The sequence below is a fragment of the Enterococcus sp. E4-150 genome, from assembly GCF_035726465.1.
Taxonomy (GTDB): domain Bacteria; phylum Bacillota; class Bacilli; order Lactobacillales; family Enterococcaceae; genus Enterococcus_B; species Enterococcus_B faecium.
In genome coordinates this window covers 79,756-105,945 of record NZ_JAPRGK010000007.1, presented here as the reverse complement: position 1 = coordinate 105,945, position 26,190 = coordinate 79,756, and the positions used below count along the sequence as shown (strand labels likewise).

Annotated in this window: 22 protein-coding genes; all 22 read left to right on the top strand. The window is 36.0% G+C overall.

Translation table 11 applies throughout. The features are described 5' to 3' along the window. Positions 1 to 2 precede the first annotated feature (2 nt). Complete coding sequence (locus OZ002_RS07820; RefSeq protein WP_002286451.1) at positions 3 to 710, top strand: glycosyltransferase family 2 protein; 708 nt, start codon at positions 3 to 5, stop codon at positions 708 to 710. 99 nt (positions 711 to 809) lie between these two features. Beyond that, positions 810 to 1,676, top strand: a complete 867-nt coding sequence (gene rfbA, locus OZ002_RS07815) for a glucose-1-phosphate thymidylyltransferase RfbA (RefSeq protein ID WP_002286449.1) — start codon at positions 810 to 812, stop codon at positions 1,674 to 1,676. Between the two features lie 13 nt (positions 1,677 to 1,689). Further along, positions 1,690 to 2,262 (top strand): dTDP-4-dehydrorhamnose 3,5-epimerase, encoded by a 573-nt coding sequence (gene rfbC, locus OZ002_RS07810; RefSeq protein WP_002286442.1) that lies wholly within the window; start codon positions 1,690 to 1,692, stop codon positions 2,260 to 2,262. Between the two features lie 21 nt (positions 2,263 to 2,283). Next, positions 2,284 to 3,312, top strand: coding sequence for a dTDP-glucose 4,6-dehydratase (rfbB, locus tag OZ002_RS07805; RefSeq protein ID WP_002294532.1), 1,029 nt, complete (start codon positions 2,284 to 2,286; stop codon positions 3,310 to 3,312). 97 nt (positions 3,313 to 3,409) lie between these two features. Next, a complete protein-coding gene (rfbD, locus tag OZ002_RS07800) occupies positions 3,410 to 4,261 on the top strand; it encodes a dTDP-4-dehydrorhamnose reductase (RefSeq protein WP_002294531.1) in 852 nt (283 codons plus the stop codon). Between the two features lie 34 nt (positions 4,262 to 4,295). Further along, on the top strand, positions 4,296 to 6,329 hold the full coding sequence (locus tag OZ002_RS07795) for a DUF7657 domain-containing protein (RefSeq protein WP_049142248.1): 2,034 nt from the start codon (positions 4,296 to 4,298) through the stop codon (positions 6,327 to 6,329). A gap of 43 nt (positions 6,330 to 6,372) precedes the next feature. Further along, positions 6,373 to 7,653, top strand: a complete 1,281-nt coding sequence (locus OZ002_RS07790; RefSeq protein WP_053086426.1) for an EpaQ family protein — start codon at positions 6,373 to 6,375, stop codon at positions 7,651 to 7,653. A 208-nt stretch (positions 7,654 to 7,861) separates the two neighbouring features. After that, entirely contained in the window at positions 7,862 to 8,668 is an 807-nt protein-coding gene (locus OZ002_RS07785) for an ABC transporter permease (protein WP_002289081.1), read from the top strand. A gap of 11 nt (positions 8,669 to 8,679) precedes the next feature. Then, the gene (locus OZ002_RS07780) at positions 8,680 to 9,900 is read left to right on the top strand and encodes an ABC transporter ATP-binding protein (protein ID WP_002289079.1); all 1,221 of its coding nucleotides are present in this window, start codon (positions 8,680 to 8,682) and stop codon (positions 9,898 to 9,900) included. Continuing rightward, positions 9,890 to 11,476 carry a class I SAM-dependent methyltransferase gene (locus tag OZ002_RS07775; RefSeq protein WP_156249172.1) on the top strand — a complete coding sequence of 529 codons (1,587 nt, stop codon included), beginning with the start codon at positions 9,890 to 9,892 and terminating at the stop codon, positions 11,474 to 11,476. Before OZ002_RS07780 ends, OZ002_RS07775 begins: the two co-directional genes overlap by 11 nt. 38 nt (positions 11,477 to 11,514) lie before the next feature. Then, entirely contained in the window at positions 11,515 to 13,653 is a 2,139-nt protein-coding gene (locus tag OZ002_RS07770) for a glycosyltransferase family 2 protein (RefSeq protein ID WP_252704076.1), read from the top strand. Positions 13,654 to 13,946: 293 nt separating this feature from the next. Next, entirely contained in the window at positions 13,947 to 15,338 is a 1,392-nt protein-coding gene (locus OZ002_RS07765; protein WP_325083061.1) for a sugar transferase, read from the top strand. Between the two features lie 19 nt (positions 15,339 to 15,357). Further along, positions 15,358 to 16,398: a glycosyltransferase family 2 protein gene (locus OZ002_RS07760; RefSeq protein WP_156249171.1), complete on the top strand. Its 1,041-nt coding sequence runs from the start codon at positions 15,358 to 15,360 to the stop codon at positions 16,396 to 16,398. Positions 16,399 to 16,577: 179 nt separating this feature from the next. Further along, the gene (locus OZ002_RS07755) at positions 16,578 to 17,450 is read left to right on the top strand and encodes a LicD family protein (RefSeq protein ID WP_156249170.1); all 873 of its coding nucleotides are present in this window, start codon (positions 16,578 to 16,580) and stop codon (positions 17,448 to 17,450) included. Continuing rightward, positions 17,447 to 18,148 carry an IspD/TarI family cytidylyltransferase gene (locus tag OZ002_RS07750; protein WP_002297058.1) on the top strand — a complete coding sequence of 234 codons (702 nt, stop codon included), beginning with the start codon at positions 17,447 to 17,449 and terminating at the stop codon, positions 18,146 to 18,148. The genes OZ002_RS07755 and OZ002_RS07750 overlap by 4 nt, the downstream gene beginning before the upstream one ends. A gap of 7 nt (positions 18,149 to 18,155) precedes the next feature. Next, the gene (locus OZ002_RS07745; protein ID WP_002332059.1) at positions 18,156 to 19,223 is read left to right on the top strand and encodes an NAD-dependent epimerase/dehydratase family protein; all 1,068 of its coding nucleotides are present in this window, start codon (positions 18,156 to 18,158) and stop codon (positions 19,221 to 19,223) included. After that, positions 19,216 to 20,187: a glycosyltransferase family 2 protein gene (locus OZ002_RS07740; RefSeq protein ID WP_123840268.1), complete on the top strand. Its 972-nt coding sequence runs from the start codon at positions 19,216 to 19,218 to the stop codon at positions 20,185 to 20,187. The genes OZ002_RS07745 and OZ002_RS07740 overlap by 8 nt, the downstream gene beginning before the upstream one ends. Positions 20,188 to 20,253: 66 nt before the next feature. Then, positions 20,254 to 21,687, top strand: a complete 1,434-nt coding sequence (locus OZ002_RS07735; protein ID WP_010727878.1) for an O-antigen ligase family protein — start codon at positions 20,254 to 20,256, stop codon at positions 21,685 to 21,687. Positions 21,688 to 21,722: 35 nt separating this feature from the next. Continuing rightward, positions 21,723 to 22,547 carry a LicD family protein gene (locus tag OZ002_RS07730; protein WP_156249169.1) on the top strand — a complete coding sequence of 275 codons (825 nt, stop codon included), beginning with the start codon at positions 21,723 to 21,725 and terminating at the stop codon, positions 22,545 to 22,547. 65 nt (positions 22,548 to 22,612) lie between these two features. Further along, a complete protein-coding gene (locus OZ002_RS07725; RefSeq protein WP_002295415.1) occupies positions 22,613 to 23,584 on the top strand; it encodes a glycosyltransferase in 972 nt (323 codons plus the stop codon). 10 nt (positions 23,585 to 23,594) lie between these two features. Next, positions 23,595 to 25,019 (top strand): lipopolysaccharide biosynthesis protein, encoded by a 1,425-nt coding sequence (locus OZ002_RS07720; protein WP_002328616.1) that lies wholly within the window; start codon positions 23,595 to 23,597, stop codon positions 25,017 to 25,019. A 201-nt stretch (positions 25,020 to 25,220) separates the two neighbouring features. Further along, positions 25,221 to 26,168 carry an NAD-dependent epimerase/dehydratase family protein gene (locus OZ002_RS07715; protein WP_156249168.1) on the top strand — a complete coding sequence of 316 codons (948 nt, stop codon included), beginning with the start codon at positions 25,221 to 25,223 and terminating at the stop codon, positions 26,166 to 26,168. Positions 26,169 to 26,190: the final 22 nt, after the last annotated feature.

Sequence of the window (26,190 nt, the reverse complement as noted above, 5' to 3'; positions counted from 1 at the left end):
TCGTGCGTTCGGTTTGTATAGCTACCTTTAATGGAGGCAGATATTTAAGAGAGCAGTTAGATAGTATTTTATCTCAGCTTTCAGCAGAAGATGAAGTAGTCATTTCTGATGATGGGTCAGTAGATGATACATGGGATATATTAACTGAATACGCAGAAAAAGATAAGCGAATCCAGCTTTTTTCGGGGCCTCGTCAAGGATTGATCGCTAATTTTGGTTATGCGATCCAGCAGACGAAAGGAGATCTAATCTTTTTGGCAGACCAAGATGATGTTTGGTTGGAGACAAAAGTGAAAAAGATCACTGACTATTTTGAGCAGAATCCGGATCAGCTAGTAGTAGTTTCTGATTTGATCATTGTGGACAGCGAGCTGCAAGAGATCCATGATTCGTATTTTTCGTTTCGAAATTCCAAAGAAGGATGGCTTAATAATGTGATAAGAAGTCACTATATTGGTGCTGGTATGGCTTTCCGGTCTTCTTTAAAACCCGATATTTTGCCGATCCCGTCAGAAGTGCCGATGCATGATATGTGGATTGGTTTGCTGGGAGGAAAGAAGACTGGGTTCCTAAGAGAACCGTTAACTCTGTACCGAAGACATGATTTAAACGCGAGTGAGATTGAAACACATTCTAAATTACGGCAAAAAATTTCTTGGCGTGTTCATCTGATTACGGCGTTGATCAAACGAAAATGGTTTAAACGTTGATAAAAGATGTTTAAATCCTTAATATTTCCATGACAAATATAACAATTGATGAGATAATAACAAAGTGAAATTTGAAATCAAAAAGGAGAGCATATATCCATGAAGGGAATCATTCTTGCTGGGGGCAGCGGAACACGTCTGTACCCTTTAACAAAGGCAACATCGAAACAATTGATGCCGATTTATGACAAACCAATGATTTATTATCCAATGTCTACTCTGATGTTGGCGGGAATCAAAGAAATTCTGATTATTTCAACGCCACAAGATACACCACGTTTCAAGGAATTATTTGGAAACGGAAATGATTTAGGACTGCAGATCGAATATGCAGTACAAGAAAGTCCAGATGGATTGGCACAAGCGTTTATCATTGGAGAAGAATTTATTGGAGATGATAGTGTCTGCTTGGTATTAGGGGACAATATTTACTATGGTGGCGGTCTGTCTAAAATGTTGCAACGAGCAGCTTCAAAAGATACAGGCGCGACAGTATTTGGCTATCATGTCAATGATCCAGAACGCTTTGGTGTAGTAGAATTTGATGAGAATATGCAAGCTTTGTCGATTGAAGAAAAGCCTGCTCAGCCAAAATCAAATTACGCTGTAACTGGCCTTTATTTTTATGACAATGAGGTAATTTCTATCGCTAAAGGTATCAAACCTTCAGAACGTGGAGAACTAGAGATTACGGATGTCAATAAAGCATATTTGGATAAAGGAAAACTATCCGTAGAACTTATGGGACGCGGATTTGCTTGGCTTGATACAGGAACACATGAATCATTGCTTGAAGCATCTACCTTTATCGAAACAATTGAAAAACGTCAGAACTTAAAAGTGGCTTGTTTGGAAGAAATTGCTTACCGTATGGGCTACATCGATAAGGAACAATTGCTGGCCCTTGCACAGCCATTGAAAAAAAATCAATACGGTCAATATTTATTGAATTTGGCCGCTGAATAAGGAGTCCTTACAGATGAAAGTAACAGATACAAAATTAACAGATGTCAAAATCGTAGAAATGGACGTCTTTGGCGATCATCGCGGTTTCTTCACAGAAAGTTATTCAAAAGCAAAATTTGCAGAACATGGATTGAAATATGACTTTGTTCAAGACAACCATTCACTATCAGCTGAAGCTGGTGTCCTTCGGGGGCTTCATTTCCAAAAAGGAGAAGCTGCACAGACAAAATTGATTCGGGTAGTCACTGGAGCAGTTTTAGATGTAGTAGTGGATATCCGCAAAGGTAGCCCGACTTATGGTCAATGGGACGGATTTATCTTATCTGAACATAATCATCGACAGTTGCTTGTACCTAAAGGATATGCCCATGGATTCGTTACTTTGACACCAAATGTGAACTTCCTTTATAAGTGTGATAATTACTATAATGCAGAAGCAGATGGGGGCATCGCATTTGATGATCCAGATTTAGCGATTGATTGGCCAATTGATCCATCAAGAGCGATTATGTCGGAAAAAGATCACCGTCATCCGACATTAAAAGAATTTGAAGCAGAAAATCCATTTGTTTACGGAGAAATCTAAGAATTAAGGAGAAATTTTCTTATGAAAAACATCATTGTTACCGGAGGTGCCGGATTCATCGGCTCTAATTTCGTTCATTACGTGGTAAACAATCATCCAGAAGTGCATGTCACTGTTTTGGATAAACTGACTTATGCAGGAAACAAAGAGAACTTGGCTGGACTTCCTAGCGATCGCGTAGAATTGGTCGTAGGAGATGTTGCAGATGCAGAATTAGTGGACCGTCTAGTAAAAGAAGCGGACGCAGTTGTTCATTACGCGGCAGAATCCCATAACGATAATTCATTAAAAGATCCTTTCCCATTTGTACAAACGAATATCATTGGTACGTATACACTTTTAGAAGCTTGCCGCAAGTATGATGTACGCTATCATCACGTATCTACTGACGAGGTTTACGGCGATCTTCCATTACGTGAAGACCTGCCAGGACATGGGGAAGGCGAAGGAGAAAAATTCACTGCGGAAACACCATATAATCCTTCAAGTCCATATTCTTCTACAAAAGCTGGTTCAGATCTGTTAGTAAAAGCATGGGTGCGTTCTTTTGGCTTACGTGCAACCATTTCAAACTGTTCAAACAACTATGGTCCTTATCAGCATATTGAAAAATTTATTCCTCGCCAAGTAACGAATATCTTAAGCGGTATTCGTCCAAAATTATATGGCGAAGGAAAGAATGTTCGTGACTGGATCCATACGAATGATCATTCTTCAGCAGTGTGGCTGATTTTGACGAAAGGCAGAATTGGCGAAACCTATCTGATCGGTGCAGACGGTGAAGAAGATAATAAGACCGTGATGGAATTGATCTTAGAAATGATGGGTCAACCAAAAGATGCGTACGACCATGTAAACGACCGTGCAGGACACGACTTGCGTTATGCAATCGATTCGACAAAATTACGGGAAGAGTTAGGATGGAAGCCTGAGTTTACGAACTTCCGTGATGGGTTGGCTGACACGATCAAATGGTACGAAGAACATGAAGACTGGTGGAAAAAAGAAAAAGAGGCCGTTGAAGCAGCATATGCCAAAAATGGACAATAATACAGAGAAAATGTCACTGTATTAATGGAAAAACACATGTGAGGCAGGCGCTCGCCTGTCTCTTTTTTAAAATAAAAATCAAGGAGCGGATAATCATATGTTTTTATTAACTGGAGGAAATGGGCAACTAGGTACAGAATTGCGCCATTTATTAGATGAAAAAAATCTGCCATATGTTTCAACAGATGCAAAAGACTTGGATATCACAGATGCCGAGAAAACAATGGCTTACATCACAGAATTAAAACCTGATGTTATTTTCCATTGTGCAGCTTACACAGCAGTAGATAAAGCAGAAGAAGAAGCAAAAGAATTAGATGAGAAGATCAATGTTGATGGTACAAGAAATGTAGCACTTGCAGCAAAAGCTGTGAATGCTCAATTCGTCTATATCAGTACAGACTATGTTTTCGATGGAAAAAACAAAAATGTAGAATACGAAGTAGACGACCAAACGAATCCACTAAATGAATATGGTCGTACGAAATTATTAGGCGAAAAAGCAGTAGAAGAGATTTTAGAAGACTATTATATCATACGAACTTCTTGGGTTTTCGGGATCTATGGACACAATTTCGTCTTCACGATGCAACGCCTAGCGGAAACCCGCGACAAACTGACTGTAGTAAATGACCAGTTTGGGCGACCAACTTGGACACGTACTTTGGCAGAATTTATGGTATATGTCATCGAAGAAAAAGCACCATTTGGTATTTATCATTTGTCGAACGAAAATAGCTGTTCTTGGTATGAATTCGCAAAAGAAATATTGAAAGATACAGATGTAGAAGTTGCGCCTGTTACGTCAGAAGAATTTCCGCAAAAAGCAACACGTCCGCAGTATTCAGTCATGAGCCTGAAAAAGACAGAAGCGTTAGGTTTTGTCATACCAACTTGGCAAGAAGCACTTGCGCAAATGCTGGAAGCTGCCAAAAAAATGAATAAGTAATTTCCTTTTTATCAAATAGAATTTGGAGCATGATATGGAAAAACAAACAAGAAGTGCACGACGAAAAGAAAAGCCAAAAGCGAATCAGGCAGATTCGAATTTGGTGCTTGACCTGTTTCTAAAACTCCGCTATCTTATTGGCGTTTTAGTCATCGTGGTCATCGTTACTTTTAATTTAAACGGAAGTTCACTTGGTGTTTGGGATAAATATGTGTCGCAAAGAGACGATGGGAAAAAAACTGATGTGATTTTTGGACAGAATCGGGAAGTGCGGTCAGACGAATGGCTGGTGCAGACACCTTTTTACCTCTCACAAGCTGAAGAGGACTTTCCGTTGGTGAACGAGGATTATTCATTAAACGGACAAAACATGATCATTGCGTATAATTCTCCTGTAAAGGATATTACGGTTATCGGAAAACCATTCAACTGGGGATTCTTTTTCCTCGGAAGAGATCGAGGACTTTCCTTTTATTGGGCGATGAAATTAGTCGTCATGGTCTTGCTTGGATTCGAAGTACTGATGATATTAACGAAGAGAAAAAAAGCTCTATCGCTAATCGGTGCATTTGCGCTGACATTTTCTCCAGCAGTCCAGTGGTGGTTCATGCAACATGTGGGCGATTTGATTTTCTTTACTTTGGGACTGATGACTGCTTTTTATCATTATTTCTACAATCATGATAAAAAATGGCTACGAACGTTGATGATGCTTTTGGTGGTTATTTTCGGTATTGGGTTTATTTTAGTGATTTACCCAGCCCATCAAGTGATGCTGGCGTACTTGCTGATTTTTTATTTTGTTGGCCTGCTTATTTACTATAGCGAGAAAGTTTCATGGGATCTGTTGGATGTAGTGTTGATTGGAGGGGCAGTTTTATTTATTGGCGGAGTCATGGTTCATTTCTGGCTAACGTCAAAAGACGCATTGTTAGCTTCTTTGAATACCTTATATCCAGGAAAACGGGTAAGTACTGGAGGAAAGTGGACGATTGGCGAATTTTTTTCTTTCCTTACAAATTGGAAAATTCCTTTTGAAGATATCAACTATTCGAATAACTCTGAAGTGGCCCTGTTCTATCACTTTTTTCCAACTGTATTCCTAGCAAGTCCATTTGTGTTATTTGGCAAAAAAGATAGCGAACAAAAGTTACTGGGACGTATTTTGATGATTTTTTGTCTGTTTTCTATCTTTTGGATTACCGTTGGGTTGCCAAAATGGCTAGCAGAAATCACTCTGCTGTCTTATGTTCCTCCATTAAGAGCCATCCTTACTTTTAGTTTTGCGGCTTGTTTATTATCGATCTGGTTTATCGCTTATATTTGGAGAGAAGATGTTATTCCTATTTGGTATAAATTCATTTTGTTGGCAGTAAATGCATGGTCTTATTTCTATGCGATTACGCATTCGAAAATGGATAATTATTTTTCGGATTTTGAAACCATCGCAGTTGCTGTGTTGGGAACAGTGATTTTAGCTTTTGCATTATTTGGCTGGAGACGCTTGTTTTACCTCGCTTTTGCCGCCTTAGTTATCGTATCTGGCTTTTTCGTCAATCCAGTCGTAGAAGGTACAGGAGCGATTTTTGAAAAAACACTGGCAAAAGAAATCCAAAAAATCGATCAACAAGATCCTGGTAAAGTTTGGTTGTCTGAAGATGAATTATATAACTTCACCCCAACATTGGGAGTGAAATCTTTCAATACAGTCCGCTTTTATCCAGATATGGCTGCATGGAAGAAAATCGATCCAAAAGAAGAACATGAGAAGTATTATAATCGGTATGCTCACACAAGAGCTTTTATCGCTAAGGAAGATACAAAGTTCATTTTAGATCGTCCAGATATGTTCTCGGTCACGTTGAATTTTGAAGACGCAGAAAAATTAGGGATCAACTATGTAATCAGTAAGCGACCGTTAACTGATTACAATCAGTTATATGAAGCTCAATTCACACAACTATATGGACCGGACAAAGACGGTTATATGATTTTTAAAGTAGAATATCCGGATTATCCAGATGTACCACAAACACAAACTCAGGAAAATCAGCTAGTCTTACAGTAATGGGCTAGCTGAGAATAACCCTGAAGTATTATTAGAAAGGAGAGTGGAGATAATTCAAGCAATCGTACAAAAATTTGTCAACAAAATGAGTGCTGGTTTCTTGCTTTTGTTGCTGACGCTAGTCTTTTTTGTTTGGACAGCAGGGTTAGGTTTTCCAGCAACTTTGTTTATATATAACAATAGTTCATTACTTATCGCTTTTAGTGTGGCTATTTTGCTCATTTTAAATGTTTATAAAGCAAAAGGCGTCGATTTTCTTTATCTAGGTGTTGCGCTTGCACTTTTCATTTTCTTTTCTTACTTTCGGGAATTAAGAAATGAGTCTTTATTTGGAGATTTACTGTTTCCTTTGATTATTTTATTTTGTTTAGTAATTAAATGGATTGAGTGGACAAAATGGGATCGCGGTATTTATCTGCTTGTCTTTACGGTCTTCCTCGGAATCACATTATATCGTGTATTTACAGAGATCCAAGTACCAGAAGGACAAAGCATCTGGACTCCAGGCAATTCGCTTTCTGATATTTGGATCAATACGAATACAATCGGAAGTTCTTTGATGACTCTTGCTTTATTGATCAGCGGATTTGCCAGTTCTTTTGAACGGTGGTATGTTCGTATCATCGGTGCGATAGCAGTCGTTGCAGCCTTTTTAGGCATTTGGGTCTGTCAATCAAGAGGCGCATTAGTTGCATTGATTGTTTTTGCGATATTGGATCTTTTACCTAAATCATTGATGCGTGTCATTCGTGCGCCGTTTATTGCCTATACGGCTACGATTCTTTTGGCTTTACCGATTTCTTATCTAGCCGCTGTTTCCGAAAAAGTCAATTTGTTTACCGGTAGAGAAGATATTTGGCATAAATTCTATCAGACGCTAGGAGAAAAATCTGAGCAAGTTTTACTTGGGATGAAAACATTCATCTTCCAACGAGGAAACCAATTTTTAGGAAACCACAATAGTTATAATTCTATTTTGAATATCTATGGGTTAATAGGGTTTGGAGTTGCTGCTTTGCTGCTTATCCTTTTTATTGGTCGCTTAACGTTGAAAGCAGATTTATCCAACGGGCAGATGACTTTTATCTGGGCCTTTTTTGCGGTGATGATGCAGTCATTTATGGAGGATACATTGACTTCATACCCGTGGGTTCCGATTATTTATATCCTGTTGGCTATGGCCGTTCATCGCTATGACGAAACGAAAGTTATGGAAGAATACTATGACATAGAAGAGCCATATGACGACATGAATGCTGGAGATCCAAGTTATGAGGAACAACCAGATAGCGCTCATTCTTCCAGGATCCAACGCTATCATTGATAGGCGCAAAATACGAGAGAGGCTGTGACAACCGTCGCAGCCTTTTTTGGTTTATTGCAATTGTCTAGCATCTTCTGTAAAATAGAAACGTTAGAGAAAATCTTGTATCATAGAAAATTAAGAAATAAATAAGAACGCAGCTCGGTACCAAAAATATGGTAAAATGGCACTTGACTGTAATTCACTGAAATCGCTTGGAGGAACACAAATGTTTAAAGATTTGTATTTATTTATGAAGGACATTTATCAGAACAGAAAATTACTGCTACAGTTTTCGATCAATGACTTCAAATCAAGATATGCAGGATCGTTTTTAGGGATCTTATGGGCGTTTATCAATCCGCTATTTACTGTATTGATTTATTGGCTGGTATTTGGTGTTGGACTGAAAGCACAAATGATCGATGCAAAATACCCATTTATCGTATATTTAGTTACCGGGATGATTCCTTGGTTCTTCTTCTCAGATGCATTTGCATCAACTACGGTTGTTTTTCGGGAATATACTTATTTAGTAAAGAAAGTCGTATTCAATATTCGTATCTTGCCCACGACGAAAATCCTATCCAATCTGTACACCCATTTATTCTTCATTCTGATTGGCATAGCTGTCGCGCTTATAAATGGTATATATCCTTCAGCAATGTCTTTACAGCTGATTTATTATTTATTTTGCATGTGTGCTTTCTTGACAGGATTGACTTGGCTGACGGCATCGATCCAACCATTTCTACCTGATATCATGCAATTAATTACGATCGTGCTGCAGTTGATCATGTGGACACTACCGATATTATGGAGCCCTAATCAGTTTGATTCAGGTCTTGTAAGCATATTGAAATTAAATCCGCTGTACTATGTTGTTCAAGGTTATCGTGAGTCATTTTTAAGTGAAGCTTGGTTCTGGGAGCATGGAACATATACTTTGTATTTCTGGGTTTTCACGTTAGTAATGTTCGTAATCGGCTCTGCAGTGTTCCGTAGATTGAAACCACATTTTTCAGATGTGCTGTAAGGAGAATAGCTATGACAGAATATGCAATTAGACTAAAAGATATCACAAAATCTTATAATATGTACGCAAAACCTTCGGATCGATTTCGTGAAGCCCTCAATCCTTTTAAGAAATCCTATCATGATGTATTTTATGCGTTGAAAAACGTGAATGTAGAAATAAAAAAAGGTGAGATGATCGGTTTCGTGGGAGAAAACGGATCGGGAAAATCTACAATGTTGAAAATCATTACGGGAGTACTGACACCAACATCCGGCACGATGGAAATCGAAGGAAAAATCTCAGCTTTGCTAGAACTAGGATCAGGATTCAATCCTGAGTATTCTGGCTATGAAAATATCTATTTAAATGGAATGGTTCTAGGATTTTCAAGAGAAGAAGTCGATGAAATGGTCGATGATATCATTGAATTTGCTGATATTGGCGACCATATTTATCAACCTGTAAAAACCTATTCAAGTGGGATGTTCGTTCGTCTAGCTTTTGCTGTAGCGATCAATGTGAATCCTGATATTTTGATTGTGGATGAAGCATTGGCAGTAGGAGATCTTGAATTCCAACTGAAATGTATGGAAAAATTTACAGAAATTAAGAACTCGGGAAAAACGATTTTATTCGTTTCTCATGATATTAGTTCGATTCGCCGTTTTTGTGATCGTTCCTATTGGTTGAAAAATGGAGAAGTTGTCGAATATGGTGATACGATGGAAGTAACGACGAATTACGAAAACTTTTTGAAGAAAAAATCAGTTAAAACAGTAGATCGAAATAAAAACCAAGTAGAACGCTTCGCAGCTCCAGATATCGTAGACGTGACGAAAGCCGAATTGTTGGATAAAGACAAAAATCCAGTGGATATGCTGGAACAAGGAGAAAAACTATACGTTAAAGTAACCTATGAAGTAAAAGACGATACAATCAAAAATCCAGTTTTAGGAATTGCTCTGCGTACAGTCGACAATTTTTATGTGTGCGGACTCAATACTCTACTAGATGGTATCAAGATTCCTTGGAAAAAAGGTGAGAATATCTTTTATCTGGAGTATGAAAAGTTAGGTTTGTTAGCTGGTGAATATTATTTTGACGTTGCGGTCTTTGAAGAAAATGCAACGGTTCCTTTGGTATACAAGACAAAATACATGAACTTGTTTGTCAGCGGTTCTTATATCGGAGAAGGCATCGTGGTCTTAGACCATAAATGGGAAGAAGGGACTCATAGCAATGAAATATGATTTTGAAATGGACCTAGATGAACAAAGCAGTGTGGGAAAAATTGCCGCACAGATCAAACCAGGAAGTAAAGTTTTAGAGTTTGGTCCTGGAAACGGCCGATTAACGAAACATTTGATCGGAGCAAAACAATGTGAAGTGAGCATTGTCGAACTAGATAAGGAATTGTTCGATTTTGTCAGCGAGTTTGCCCAAGATGGATTTTATGGAGATATCGAAAGCTTTGAATGGGCAAACTATTATGCTGGACAAACATTTGATTACGTTTTGTTTGCCGATGTTTTAGAACATTTGGTAGATCCTGGAAAAACGTTGAAGAAAGTTAGAGAATTTTTGAATGAAGAAGGAGAAATTCTAATTACATTCCCTAACTTGGCGCATAATTCTGTCATGATTGATTTGTTCAATAATCAATTGCCATGGGCTTCTTATGGTTTGCTAGATGAAACCCATAATTCTTTTTATACTCATGATGGCTTCCAAAAAGTTTTTGAAAAAGCAGGATTATACATCAATATTGAAGATTATTTGTACTTAGCTGTAGGTGATACAGAATTAAAATCAACTTATGAAGAATTGCCGGAAGCTGTACGTTATGATTTCAAAATGCGACCATTTGGCGAAGTCTACCAATACTTCTTCTCATTGATGAAACATCCAGTAGCACAAAGTTCCATTGCGCAGCCACAAAATTCTAATTATGTGAAAGTATTAGAAGTAATCCAGCAAACGAAACAAGATGAAATAATTCAACAAATACCATTCAATAATTTCACAGGGGAAAATGAGACACTAAGTTTCCATGTATCAGAATTAGCAGAACGAATGGTGTTTCGCTTCGCGCAGCAACCTAGCTTTATCGAATTCAGCGCAGAAGCTGCTGGAGAAAAACTCACATTTATCGATTCAAATGCTGTAGTCAAAACAGTAAATGATTGTTATTTGTTTGATGGTAAAGATTTACCAGAGTTCTTTTTAACGGATATTGCAGGGAAAGAAGTGACTATCCATTGTCACTATCGTTTTATCGGAGAATTGACACCAACAATGAAAGAATTGCTGGAAACGATCCGTCCAATGGCTGAAGTTACAAAGCAGCTTTCTGAGAAAAATGATGAATTAGAAAGAGAAAATCATTATCTTATTGAGAATAATACAAGATTAGATCAGACGTTGAAAACAACCATAAATCGCTATTGCACGTTGTTGGAAAGTGATGAATGGACAATCAAACATAGATTAGGGCGACGTAAGAAAGAAACATCGAAAAAAATCCAAGAAAAAGAGCTTTCTCTATGTATTGACGAAAAAATCTGGGATGCAGAAACAAAGATATTGAAAATCATCGGGTGGGGAATCGCTAATTCGGATCGCCAACCATTGTCCTATAAGTTATCAGCCGACCAATCACCATTTTTTGAAGCAATTCCTGTTTTACGAGAAGAAGTCAATCAAGCAAAACAGCTACCTGAAGGAGCAAAAGCAGGATTTGAACTGCGGATCCTTTGCGAGAAGGAACGTTCATTCTTAGTGGAAGCAGTGGCTCAAAATGGTCAATCATGGATCATTGAAATGTAAATAATGATTAACTTATAAAGATAAGGAGTAAACGAATCGTGCAAAAAAAAGAAATTGCCGTATTTATCGATCAAATCACTCGTGAACGGGCCACTGGCGATTTGCTTATTGTGGGCTGGGCAATTGATGAAGTGACCAAAGAAATCCCTACGATAAAGGTAGAAAAAGAAAATGTGATTGCTGAAGCAACACATGTCGTAAGATTGGATATCAATCATTTATATAATCTTGATGTTAAGACCCAAAGCGGTTTTAAGGTACGTTTATCAGGGAAAATGAGAGGAAAAGCAATCTTAGACTTCCAAACAGCAAGACATCAAAATGGCATAGCTGTGAAATTAAACGGTAAATATCCTTATGATGACGGCATTGAATCTTCATGGGAAAGAAAAAAAAGATTACTGAAAAAAGGGATAAATTATGCAAGGACTCATGGCGTAAAAAAAGCAATCCGCCGGGTCAAACTGGAATTGAAACCAGGATCGATCGACTATGCAGAGTGGATCAGTCGTCATGAGAAACCTGATCTGAAAGAGCAAAGGAAGGAAGTACAAGGATTTGCCTACCGCCCATTGATTTCCATACTTATGCCTGTCTATAACGTTGAAATCAAATGGCTCGAAAAATGCATTGATTCGGTACTTGATCAAACGTATGATCACTGGGAACTATGTATCAGTGATGATGCTTCTACTGATCCAGCTATCCGAAAGTGTCTGGAATCCTATCAAGCAAAAGATGATAGAATCAAAGTCGTTTTCCGACAAGAAAATGGACACATCAGTCTGGCAACTAATTCTGCATTGGAAATGGCAGAAGGAGAGTTTATAGCGCTCTTAGATAATGATGACGAATTACCTCCATTTGCCTTATATGAAGTGGCAAAAGTGCTAAACGTACATCCAGAACTGGATTTGATCTACAGTGACGAAGATAAAATCGATGCAGATGGGAATCGCTTTGACCCGCACTTCAAAGCAGACTGGTCTCCCGATACATTGATGGGAAATAATTATATCTCTCACTTAGGCGTATATCGGACAAGCATTGTTAAGGAACTTGGCGGTTTCCGTAAAGGATATGAAGGCTCTCAAGATTATGATTTGGTTCTTCGTGTGACAGAACAAATTCCTGCAGAACACATTTACCACATTGACCGTGTCTTGTATCACTGGCGGACGATCCCGGGATCAACTGCAAGCAATGGAGAAGCTAAAAGCTACATCTATGATTCTGGAGTGAAAGCATTGACAGATGCTCTATCTAGAAGAAATATCAAGGGAAGCGTACATCCTGGCAGAATTTCTGGTTTTTATGAAATCACTTATGATGTTTTGCAAGAAGACTTGGTCAGTGTAATCATTCCAACTAAGAATGGCTATGAAGATCTAAAAACTTGTGTGGATTCGATCATCGAAAAAACGTCTTATCCAAATTATGAAATCATTATTGCAGATAATGGAAGTACAGATCCTAAAATGCAAGAATTATTTGCAGAATACAAGCATCAGCTGAAAGACCGATTTATCGTCGAATTAATTGACATTCCATTCAATTATTCACGTATCAACAATCTGGCAGCAGAAAAAGCAAACGGCAAATACTTTTTATTCTTGAATAACGATACAGAAGTGATTGAACCTGACTGGATGACAGCGATGGTTTCTTATGCACAGTTTGATCGAATCGGCTGTGTAGGAGCAAAATTATTTTATCCGGATGATACAACGCAGCATGCAGGTGTATTATTAGGGATCGGTGGCGTTGCAGGACATGCATTGAATAACTATGATCGAACACATTGTGGTTACTTTGGCCGATTGGTCATTGACGTCAATTACTTAGCAGTCACTGCAGCTTGTATGATGGTCAAGGCAGCTGACTTCAATGCTGTCAATGGATTTGATGAAACATTAGAAGTAGCATTCAACGATGTTGACTTGTGCTTGAAAGTTTATGAACTGGGTCGTTACAATGTCTATGCACATCAAGCAGAATTGTACCATTTCGAATCTAAATCAAGAGGTTATGAAGATACACCAGAAAAACAAAGACGTTTTGCTGGGGAAATCAAAAAAATGCAAGATAAGTGGCCTTCTTATATTGCTCATGACCCATTTTATAACGATAATTTAACTAAAGAAGGAATCGGCGATTTTTCGTTGAGAACTGATTGATTAAAAGAACTGTATTTTCATTTTTATTAATGAAAATACAGTTCTTTTAATTTAATTATATGAATATTGTAACTTGTGAATAAGGAATTAGCAGGAGAATACTAGTTCAGCATAAAGGAAGTGATGGGACTTCTGAGACAACTTTCTGTTATACAGAAATACACATATAAACAGACAATAGTCACTTTTCCCCGTTTCTTTTAATTTCCTTTACAATTTGGTTATTCACTAGGTTTTTAAACTTTGCTATGGTAAGATGATAGAGGCATTATTTTATGGTTAGGAGTGTATATATGAATAAAAATGGGGAGTGGAATGCGGCACGCAGAATATTCATTATTCTTATGGATGTACTTGTATTAAATGTGTCGATCTATCTTAGTTTTTTGCTGAAATTCCAGGGAGAAGTACCAGTGAGAAACTTAGAGACCTTTCAGCATTCAGCAATTTTTATTTCCATCATCTTTATTGCGTTGAATATTTTGTTAGGAGCTTATGTATTCTATAACCGAATGATCAGTGATATTGTCTTCATTACTGTTATTGGACAAGTACTAATAGCATTGGGGATCATGGTAGTTACTTTTGCTGGCCGATGGTTTGCATTTCCGCGTGGCGTCATTTTGATCTCGTTTATCCTAGGTACGATATTACTTAGTGTTTACCGGATAGTCGTTTACAAACTGTACTTAAGAGTCAGTCGTGATAAGAAAGTCCTTATCGTAGGTTTGGAGAAAGATGTCGCACCAGCTATCCAAAATTTTCAATCTAAGAAAAACAATAAACATAAGGTTGAAGCAGTGGCAATCGATAATTATTACGAAAATACAAAAAAATTGATCGATGATATGGATATCGTCTATTTGGCTTCTAAAATCCCAGAAGATGAAAAAATCAGCATTTATCAATTAGTGACTAAAAAAGAGAAGAAATTATTTTTAAATACGACTTTTGAGAATCTGACAATGATAAATCCGAATATTATGAATTTTGAAGATGAAAGCATCATTGAAGTTTCTGGGTTCAGAATCCAACCAGAATACGAACTATTCAAGCGTCTCTTTGATATCATCGTTTCGCTTATTTTACTGATCCTCGCCTCACCTTTTATGCTAATCACTGCGATTTTGGTAAAAACAACTTCACCTGGACCAATCATCTATAAACAAGTACGTATTACGAAAAATCAAAAGGAATTTTCAATCTATAAATTCCGTTCCATGAGTGCGACAGCTGAAGCAAAATCAGGACCAGTCTTGGCTAAAAGTAACGATGCACGTGTGACACCAGTAGGTAAATTTATCCGTGCTGTACGTTTTGACGAATTACCTCAAATCTTTAATGTATTGAAAGGCGATATGTCGATTGTCGGTCCAAGGCCAGAAAGACCATTTTTCGTTGATCAGTTCAATGAAGAAAATCCTTATTATTATTTAAGACACAATGTACGTGCGGGAATTACCGGATATGCACAAGTATACGGAAAATATGTATCAGATTATAACAGTAAACTACGTTTTGATTTGTTGTATATCAAAAAATATTCATTACTATTAGATTTGAAGATTTTACTTCAAACAATCAAAATCTTATTTGATAAGATGTCATCTCAAGGACTAGATGAAGATGAAAATATTAGTTCATTAGCAGAAATCGACTTTTCACAAGAGAAAATTTATCGCTAGGCTGGAGGAAAGAAATGAAATGAGCCATCCGATATTTAGTATAATTATTCCAATTTATAATGCAGAAGACACGATTGCTCATACAATAGAAGTTTTAAAAAATCTGGCATTCGAAGAATATGAAGTGATTTTGGTCAATGACGGTTCAACGGACAAAACAGAACAGCTGATTCAATCAGCTATCCAAGGAGATAGTCATTTTCAACTTTTTACAACCGAAAACCAAGGCCCTGGACTTGCTCGAAATGAAGGCATCAAGCAATCTACAGGGAAATATGTATTATTTTTCGATGCAGACGATGAGCCAGTCAAAGAAATTTTGGCAGATTATCAGCAGTTGTTTGAACAGCATCCTGAAGCAGATTTGCTTATCAGTTCTTTTACATTCCGTACGTTAAGCGGGGAAGAAATTATTTCGGAAAAGGACTATCTTGTTCCAGAATACCAATATACAGATCATAAACAGTTCGTGGATGATATGTATCATCTGATGAATCAGCAGTTGATGTATGTGGTTTGGAACAAATGTTACAAGAGGGAAATCTTGATGGAAAAACAGCTTCTATTCAAAAATTACAGCAGTTGTGAAGACCGTATCTTCAATTTGAACTATTATGAACATTGTCAGCAAGTAATATTGAATCCAAGAATCGAGTATATCTATCATTTTGAAGGTGGAAAAGGGATAACCAACCAATATAAACCGAATAAATTTGAAACCTTTAAAGAATTTTATGAATTAGCAAATGTCGTGACAAGGGATAAAGACAAACCAGGTATGGCTTCTCTTCTTTTAAAAGGAACAACCTCTGTCATTTTTTCTATTTATGAGAATTCTGAGCGAACTGCCAAAGAAAAAAGAGAAGAAGCCTTGCATATCTTGAATGATCCAGCCATCCAAGAAGCTAAAAAGGTTGCATTGACTGATTCCAGCGCGAAAAAAGTAACAAAATGGCTGTATAATTTGCCAGCTCCTCTATTATTATCTGCGGTGAAAGCCGGCAGCTTTGTGGAAGTGAAAATGCCAAGCATCATGGCATTGTTGAAGAGAGTTTATTAAAAAAGTCGGAATAAGGGGTTGTGACTGTCTTTTGTCACAACCCTTTTAAAAACAAAAAATAGCTGTTTATCTATCCGTTTTCAGTCAGTAAAGAAAGAACCACTTGCATAAGATTGAAAACCGCCTCTATTTATGAGAAAATAGGGAAGATTAATAAAAGAATGGTTGAGGCAACTATAATGTACAGTACAGATCCTGAATTAAAAAAAATTCAAAAAGTAAATCTCGAAATGGCACAATACTTTGTAGATTTTTGTAAAAGTCACGATTTGTTGTGTTATTTTTGTGGTGGCGGCGCAATCGGAGCAATTCGACATAAAGGTTTTATCCCCTGGGATGATGATTTAGATTTTTTCATGCCTAGAAGGGATTATGATCGCTTAGCTGAATTATGGGAAACCGGCCCACAAAAAGATAAATTTGTTTTATTAAGACCAACTCTGACGAATCACGATCGGAACTCCTTTACAACTATCCGTAACGTCCAAACGACCTTTATCAAAACGTACCAGGAAGATTTAGATATCCCTCATGGTATCCAATTAGATATTTTTCCGTTAGATACTGCACCTGAAAAGCAAGCAGAACGGAAAAAGCAAAAGATATGGGCAATGATCTATGCGATTTATCGAAGTCAGCAAGTACCACAAAACCATGGGAAAGCAATGGAATTAGCTGGAAAGTTATTGTTAAATAGCGTACCCGCAAAAACGAAGTATAAAATATGGAGATATGCTGAAAAGCAGATGACCAAATACAATGATAACCCGACGAATTTCGTTACAGAACTTTGTGTCGGTCCACGATATATGGGAAATGTTTATCCTGCAAAAGACTTTGAATCTGCTGTGTGGGTACCATTCGAAGATACAGAGATGCCAGTACCAATTGGCTATGATCATTATTTAAGTCAAGTTTTTGGCGACTATATGCAGTTTCCGCCTGAAAAAGATCAGGTTTCTCACCATGAAGCAGTTTATATTGACCCAGAACATTCATACAAAATGTACAAAGGAAAATATTATTTAACTAAAGGAGCAGAAAAAAAATGATTACAGCTATTATTATTGCCGGCGGTGTCGGTAAACGAATGGGACAAGATATCCCAAAACAGTTCATTACAATTGAAGGAAAACCTATTATTATCTATACTTTAGAATCATTTCAACACCATCCTCAAGTTGACCGGATTTTAGTCGTTTGCAAATCTGGTTGGGAAGAAACGATGTGGGCGTATATCAAAGAATTCAATATTAGCAAAGTCAAATGGGTCATTACAGGTGGATCAAAAGGACAAGAGTCGATCAATAATGGTGTCCAGTTTTTGAAAGATTACTCTGAAGATGATGATACGATCATCATCCATGATGGAATCCGTCCACTAGTAGACGAACTGGTATTGTCAGATGTAATCGTTAAATGTAAAGAATTTGGTAACGGTGTAACCTCTCTACCTTACAACGAACAAATTTTTATTAAGAAAACAGAAGAAACGACGGAACAGTATGTCGATCGTAACACATTGAGGCGTGTCTCAACTCCACAAGCTTATCAATACGGAAAACTACGGGCAGCATATGACCGGGCAGTGAAAGAAGACATCGGTATGACTGATTCTTCTTATACGAATACCATGATGGTAGATTTGGGAGAAACTTTATATTTTGCTGCTGGTTCTGATAAAAATATCAAATTGACAACAACAGATGATCTAGAATTGTTCAAAGCATATTTAAAAATGAAAGACTAGGTGAAAGATGATGACGTTGATTAAACAACCAATGTACCAAGAAGATTTGGCAAAAGTAATCAATCATACACCAAAAATAAAACAGCTACATGGAAAATCCGTTCTGATGATTGGTGCTTCTGGAATGATCGGCTCTTTTTTGATTGATACGTTGATGGCTGCTAATGAACAACTAGGCATCAAAATCAAAGTTTATGCAATGGGCAGAAACCGTCAGAAGCTTGAAAAAAGGTTTGCCAGTTATCTTGAATTAGATACTTTCGAAATTGTTGAAGGTGACGTCACAGAACCCTTACCAAAAGAAATTCAAGCTGACTATTTGATACACGGTGCAAGTAACACACATCCTAAGGCTTACGCAACTGATCCAATCGGTACGATCATGACTAATCTTGCAGGTACAGAGCAAGTATTGGAACATGCAGTAGCAACTCAACCGGTTAGAGTATTATTTTTATCAACAGTAGAAATCTATGGCGAAAATCGAGGCGATATAGAAAAATTCACAGAAGATTACTGTGGATACATCGATTGTAATACACTGAGAGCAGGCTACCCTGAAGGAAAAAGAGTCAGTGAATCATTATGCCAAGCCTACATCGCAAAACACGACCTCGACATCGTGATTCCAAGGCTTTGCCGTACGTTTGGTCCGACGATGCTTTTATCTGATACGAAAGCATCCTCACAATTTATTTTAAATGCAGTCGAACAAAAAGATATTGTTTTAAAAAGTGAAGGAAACCAATATTTTTCGTATGTATATGTTGGAGATGCTGTTTCTGCTATTCTTCATTTACTGCTTGAAGGAGAAAAAGGAGAGGCGTACAACGTTTCTTCAGAAAACTTTGATTTACGACTAAAAGAATTAGCCCAACAGCTAGCTGATATCAGCGGCAAACAAGTAATTTTTGAATTGCCGGATGAGATTGAACAAAAAGGTTTCTCAAAAGCTAGCACAGCGATACTTGATAACAAGAAAATCAAAGAAAATGGTTGGTATCCAATATTTGAATTGAAAGAATCATTGATACACACAGTAGAATTAGTTAAAGGTGAGAAGCAAAATGTGTGAGATTAGTATTATTGTTCCTGTCTATAAAGTAGAACCTTATTTAAGTAAATGTGTAGATTCAATCTTAGCACAAACATTTACTGATTTCGAAGTGATATTAGTAGATGACGGTTCTCCTGACAATAGCGGTAAAATATGTGATGAATATGCATCGAAAGACAGTCGTGTCCGTGTTATCCATAAAAAAAATGGCGGATTAAGTAGTGCAAGAAATGCCGGGATTGATGTGGCACGAGGAAAGTATTTAGGTTTTGTTGACAGTGATGATTATATCGAAAAAGATATGTATGAACTTTTGTACGACAACATTGTCAAAGAACAAGCAGATCTTTCTATTTGTGGGATATATGATGTATATGAGGGGAAAAAACCAGTAAATAAACCAACTATCAAAAAAACGGTAACTGCAACGGAAGGATTGTTATTAATATTACATGGAAATATTATTTCTGTTCATGCTGTGAATAAACTATACAAACGAGAGCTGTTTTCTACACTCCGCTATCCTGAGGGAAAATATCATGAAGATTCTTTTGTTATTGTTGATCTTTTAGACCGTTGCAAAAAAATAGCAATAGATTCAAAGCAAAAATATTATTACTATCATCGTTTAGATAGTATAAATACGGAAACATTCTCTGCCAAACAATTTGAGTTCATTGAAGCATGGGTGATAAACGAGAATAAGCTAAGAGGAAGAGGCAAAAAAATTGAAGAAGCTGCGCACCAAAGAGTCTGTTTTGCCAATTTTTTAGTTTTAGATAAAATCGTAACAGCCAAGGCAACCAACTTGCCAGAGACCAAAAAAATCGTTCATTATCTAAGAAATAATTTCCTATTTATTATGAGAAATCGAATTTTTACGAAAAGTCGCAAACTTTCCATGCTTTTATTGCTATTTAGTATTCATTTATATAAAATTCCTGTGGAGTTGAGAAGAAAAAAATTGGCCAATAATAAATAGCAATGTTGGATTTTAACTAAAAGATTTTTAAATTTCATGGATAAATATAGATTATCGGAGGTTCATATGTCTAGTAATGTTTTAGAACGAATAGAAAAAATAGGGAATAAACTATCATTACCATACATCATTTTTTTCGAGTTGGTTTTAATAGCAAGAATGGTTAGTGTCTATTCGACACTTCCAACAAAAATTGATTCAATTTTTACATTGATAATCATTGTATTTTCAGGAATAGTATTTTTTTGTCATTTTTTTCCTATGATACTAAAAAAAAAGAAGATACAAATTGAATACTGGTTAGTCTTATTTATAGTTATATTGGTTATAACTACTTTAATCAATCACTCTTATGCATTTACAGAAAATATCAAACTTATTATTTGGCAATGTATTTTTTTCTTTTGTGTATTTGAAGTTGGAAGAACAAATAACCAGCGTATTTTTAAAATTTTTGAATATGTTTTGCTTATCGTTTGGACAGTTCTTACGAGTATTGCCTTGTATTTGTTTTTCGCACACGTCAATTTTTCAATGCCTGTAAAAACATTGTATTACGGAATGAGAATAGGATTTTATGAAAACCGATTATATGGTATCTTTGTTGATCCAAATTATGCCTGCACTATTTCTTTAATCTGTATATTATTTGCTATAAGAAACATAATTAAAAATAAAAAAATTATTCAAAGAACACTATACTCGTTTATAGCTTTGATTCAATTCAGTTATGTAGCTCTTTCAGGATCTAGATCAGGTATTATACAATTAATGGCTGCAACCTTCTTTGGTGTTTTTTTTGTTTATTTATATAAGAATTCTACAAATCGTAAATTTGTTGCTACCAAACTCGTTCAAGCTTTATTATCAGCAATAGTCTGTTCAGCTATTGCTTATGGTGGAGTGTCGTTTGTTCAATCCGGTTACATTTTTTTGGGTAATGAAATCCATGTAAGCAGTCCTAAGATGTTAGATAGTTTTGAAAAAAGAACGCCAGCTAACACAGAAAATAATAAATTGTCTGCTAAAAGACCCGATGTAGAAGAGAATACGGATATTTCAAATAGTCGATTTAAATTATGGAAAAGTGCAACAGAACTTATGAGGTTAAACCCATTATTCGGAGTTACGCCAAAAGGATTTGTAGATGTTGCTAAAGAAAAAATTCCTGAGACTCATATAGCAAGAACTGGGCAAACACCGCACAGTGCCTTTTTCTATTTGCTAGCAGCCACTGGTATTACAGGAACGATTATTTTCGTAGTATTTTTAATCACTAAAATGGTGAATTCTCTTCGAATCCTTTTTTCTAATAACAATAAAGATTATATTGAATTCATTATTGATAATCAGGTTGTACTGGTTATTTTGGTATCAAGCCTACTGATTACAGAAATTGTTCTTACACGGCGTACAGCAACTTTTGTCTTTTGGTTGTATTTAGGAAAACTTCAGCACACTTTTGATTTGATGAAAGTGAAATTACGTAATAAGAAATAGTTGTTTGATATAGGCGGCTTTAGGAGAGTACAAAAATGAAAAAATTAACGATGATAGAGGTACAGCAAAGAGCAGTGAATATTTTGATGTATATTGATAAGATTTGTCGAAAAAATGAGTTGAAATATACAATTTTTTACGGCAGTTTGATTGGGGTAGAAAGACATAAAGGTTTTATTCCTTGGGATGATGATATTGATATAGTTATGCCAAGGCCAGACTACAACAAGCTGATTGATTTATTGAAAACAGATGAAAATTATACGTTATTAGCTTTTGAAACTAGAATACACTATCGCTACCCTTTTGCGAAACTTATAGATCCCAATACAATTGCAAAAACAAAACAATATTTTGGTGGGGAAGACCCTGACTTAGGTGTCTTTGTAGATATATTTCCTATTGATGGAATACCAGATACAGAAAAAGAAAGAGAAAAGTTGAGAGAAATTACAGAGCAATATCGTTTGAATCTGATGGACACATTTAAATGGTGCTATGCTCGGAGTTTTTATTTTTCAAAAGCTTTAATAAAACTTATTTTGCGGTATCCATATCACCGAAAATTATTAAAAGAAGGAAATGATAGATATTGGAGAGATAAGTATCAAGAGATGGCCAAAAGTATTCCTTTTGGGGAAACTAAAACATGTGGTTATATGGAATGGATTCATATTAACTGGGGTGTTTTTCCAACAGAATGGTTTCATGAATTTGAAGATGTAGAATTTGAAGGTCATAAAGTCATGGCTATCAAAGATAGAAAAAAATTCTTGAAGTTGCGTTATGGAAACTACATGGAAATGCCTCCTGAAAAAGAGCGAGTAACACACCATCCTTATGATTTTTATGAAAAGTGATCCAACTGATTTGATTATCTAAATACAAACCACAGATTTTTAAAAATTAGAGAGAGTGAAATTTTATGTATGAGCAACTAAGTACGTCTGTTGTAATGGCTACATACAATGGTGAAAAGAATATCTTGGAACAATTAGATTCACTACTAAGCCAGACAAAAAAAATCAATGAAGTACTGATTTGTGATGATTGTTCTACTGATAATACAGTTGATATTATCAGTAGTTTTATTGAGAAAAACAATTTGTCATCAACTTGGCATTTAAAAATTAACGAAAAAAATCTAGGATGGAGAAAAAATTTCTTTCATTTATTAAATTTAGCTAGCCAGGATATCATATTTACGTGTGATCAAGATGATATTTGGCACGAAACAAAAATTGAAGAGATGAGTAGCCTCTTCAGAAATAAGAAAATTCAAGTATTAGTTACGGATTATCATGAATTAGTAGAACTTGGCGGTTTATGTGAAGAACTGAAAAAAGTTGATACAGAAAAAAATGAGCAACAAATAGAAGAGCGAGTCATTTTTAATGAGAATAATTTGTTTCTCCGAAGACCAGGGTGCGTCTATGCAGTTAGGAAAGAATTTATCCCACAAGTTAATCTCTATGCGTCTAACATGGAAAACCCGGTTCATGATATGTCGATGTGGGGGAGCGCGGTTCTAACAAATGGTTTATATTTATTGAGAAAACCGTTGATAGAATGGAGAAAACATGGACAAAGTTCTTTTAAAAAAGAAATAGATCAGTCAAATAAAGAGCAATTATACTACAAAAGGCTCATGACTTTGCAAAGAAGATTGCAACGTGTTGAAGCTGCCAGAAATTACTTGATAAATAATGTGACTATAGTAGATTATGACAAAAAGAAAAAATTACTGGATAATTTGATTAAAGAGTTAGAAATGCGTATTTACATGTTAGAAAAAGAAAAAATACGAACAGTTATTTTCTCGTTCTGGAAATACAAACATAAATTTTATTTTGGAACTGATATCTATCATCTTCTAAAACATAAGTATAAAAAGTGAGGATATCAATATGAATACTAAAGCAAAATCAGTTATAAAAAATCTTTATTATACAGTAGCCGCAAATTTTGCTACATTAGGTATCTCAATCTTGCTTAATTTATTTGTACCAAAACTGTTGGGAGTAACAGAGTATAGTTATTGGCAGTTGTATGTGTTCTATTCTTCATACGTAGGCTTTTTGCATTTTGGATGGATTGATGGAATCTATTTAAAAATAGGAGGGGAAGAATATAATAAACTTGATAAACGCTCGCTCGGATCACAGTTTTGGTATCTAACGATTTTTGAGTTCTTTGTTTCAATAGCTATAGTTGTTTGGGCTTATTTCTTTATGCCAAACAGTTCCCAATCACTTATTTTAATATTGACAGCTGTTGTTTCAGTGATTACGATCGTTAAAACTTTTATTCTGTATATTTTCCAGTCGACGAATCGAATAAAAGAATATGCACAGCTTTCTAGGAATGATCGCTATCTTTATGTCTTGTTTATTGCTATTTACTTTGCTTTAGGCGGCAGAGATTTTTATTGGCTGATCATTATGGATATCGCTTCTAAATTGATCGTGACACTTTGGGGAATGTCTCGAATCAAAGATATGTTGCAAGTCAATATGATTAGTCTAAAAGAACTTGTCCCTGAAATTTTTGATAATATCAATATTGGTAGTAAGTTAATGTTGAGTAGTATTGCTAGCATGCTCATTCTTGGAACTATTCGATTCTTCGTACAACAACGATGGTCAATTGAAACTTTTGGTAAACTATCCTTTACATTGAGTATTTCAAATATGTTCCTAACATTTGTCAATGCAGTAGGAATTGTTATGTTTCCATTATTAAGAAGGACAAATCAGCAAAGACTCCCTGAACTCTTCCGTATCTTACGGGACTTATTTGTTCCTTTAACCTATGGTTTATTGATTTTTTACGTCCCAGCAAAAATTGTTTTGACCATGTGGCTACCCGAATATACGGAAAGTCTGAATTTTATGGGAATATTGTTTCCAATCGTTATTTATGAAGGAAGAATGTCTTTACTTATCAATACGTATTTAAAGAGCTTGCGTAAAGAAAAAACGATATTGATGGTCAATGTGATGACGCTATCCTTTTCATTAGTGGCTTCATTAGTCATTATATTTGTGATAGGTAACTTGAATTTAGCAGTAGGCTTGATATTGTTGAGTCTAGCGTTTCGCTGTAATTTAGCAGAATATTTTCTTTGTCGTGGAATGAAATTACCTGTTGGATACAGACAATTGGTAGAAACGATTCTAACGATTGCTTTTATCTTTAGTAACATCTGGTTTGGCGGTAACTTTATTAGTCTAGGTATCTATAGCTTGATTTATGTAATTTATTTGCTATATGTACATCGCAGCTTCCTTGCTAGCTTTGGTGAATTCCGCTCTCTACTAAAAGATCGTTAAGCTAAGCTATATTGAAATATAAAATAATGCAGAGTAAGTCCGATTAGGATTTACTCTGCTGTTTTTATTTTTTGAAGTGATTAATTTGTTAAATTCGGCAATCAGCACATACTGGCAGTATATTCTTTATATAGTTTTTCCTGGTTAAAAATGGTAAACTAACTGTATTAAGTATGAGAATGCATAATTGGAGTGAATTTAATGGATACTATATTGATTACTGGCGGAGCTGGTTTTATCGGTTCAACGCTAGCGAATTATTTGGGAAAAGAAAACAAAATCGTAGTAGTCGACGATTTATCAATGGGAAAAAAAGAAAACTTGGATATGGAGAAACAAGTGACTTTCATTGAGGGGGATGTATCAGATCCTCAATTGATGGAAAGAATCATGAAACAGTATCAGTTTGCCTATATTTTTCATTTAGCTGCTGTAGCTAGTGTGGCAGATTCTGTAGAACGTCCTCTAGAAACTCATCGTGTAAATTTTGACAGTGCGCTTTTATTGCTTGAATTGGTACGAAAATATCAATCTGGTTTAAAACGATTGGTATTTAGTTCATCAGCTGCAGTTTATGGCGATGAACCAACGTTGCCAAAAAAAGAAGAATCGGTCATCCGTCCTTTAACACCATATGCCATCGATAAGTTTGCAGCAGAACAATATGTTTTGGATTACTGTCATTTATATGATGTTCCGACTAGTGCTGTCCGATTTTTTAACGTTTATGGTCCAAATCAAAATCCTAACTCTCCATATAGCGGAGTTATTTCGATTCTAGTGGACCGATACAAAAAACAATTGGCAGGAGAAAAAGCAGAATTTACTTTATTTGGTGATGGTAGCCAATCTAGAGACTTCGTTTATATAGAAGATGTTATACAAGCACTTTTACTTGTTGCTAAGGAAGAAAAAGCTTTAGGACAGCAATTCAATGTCGGTACAGGAAAAAGCACTACGCTACTTGAATTGATCCATTCAATTGATCAAATCTTAGGAACAGAGCTAGCGCTTAAATATGAAGCAGAACGTTCAGGGGATATTCGTGATTCTTTAGCGGATATTTCAAAGATCCGTTCTTTAGGTTATCAACCCAAATTTGATATATTGAACGGAATGGAACGTTATTTAAAGACAGAAATCGATTAAAACAAAAAACCAGCATCCTGCT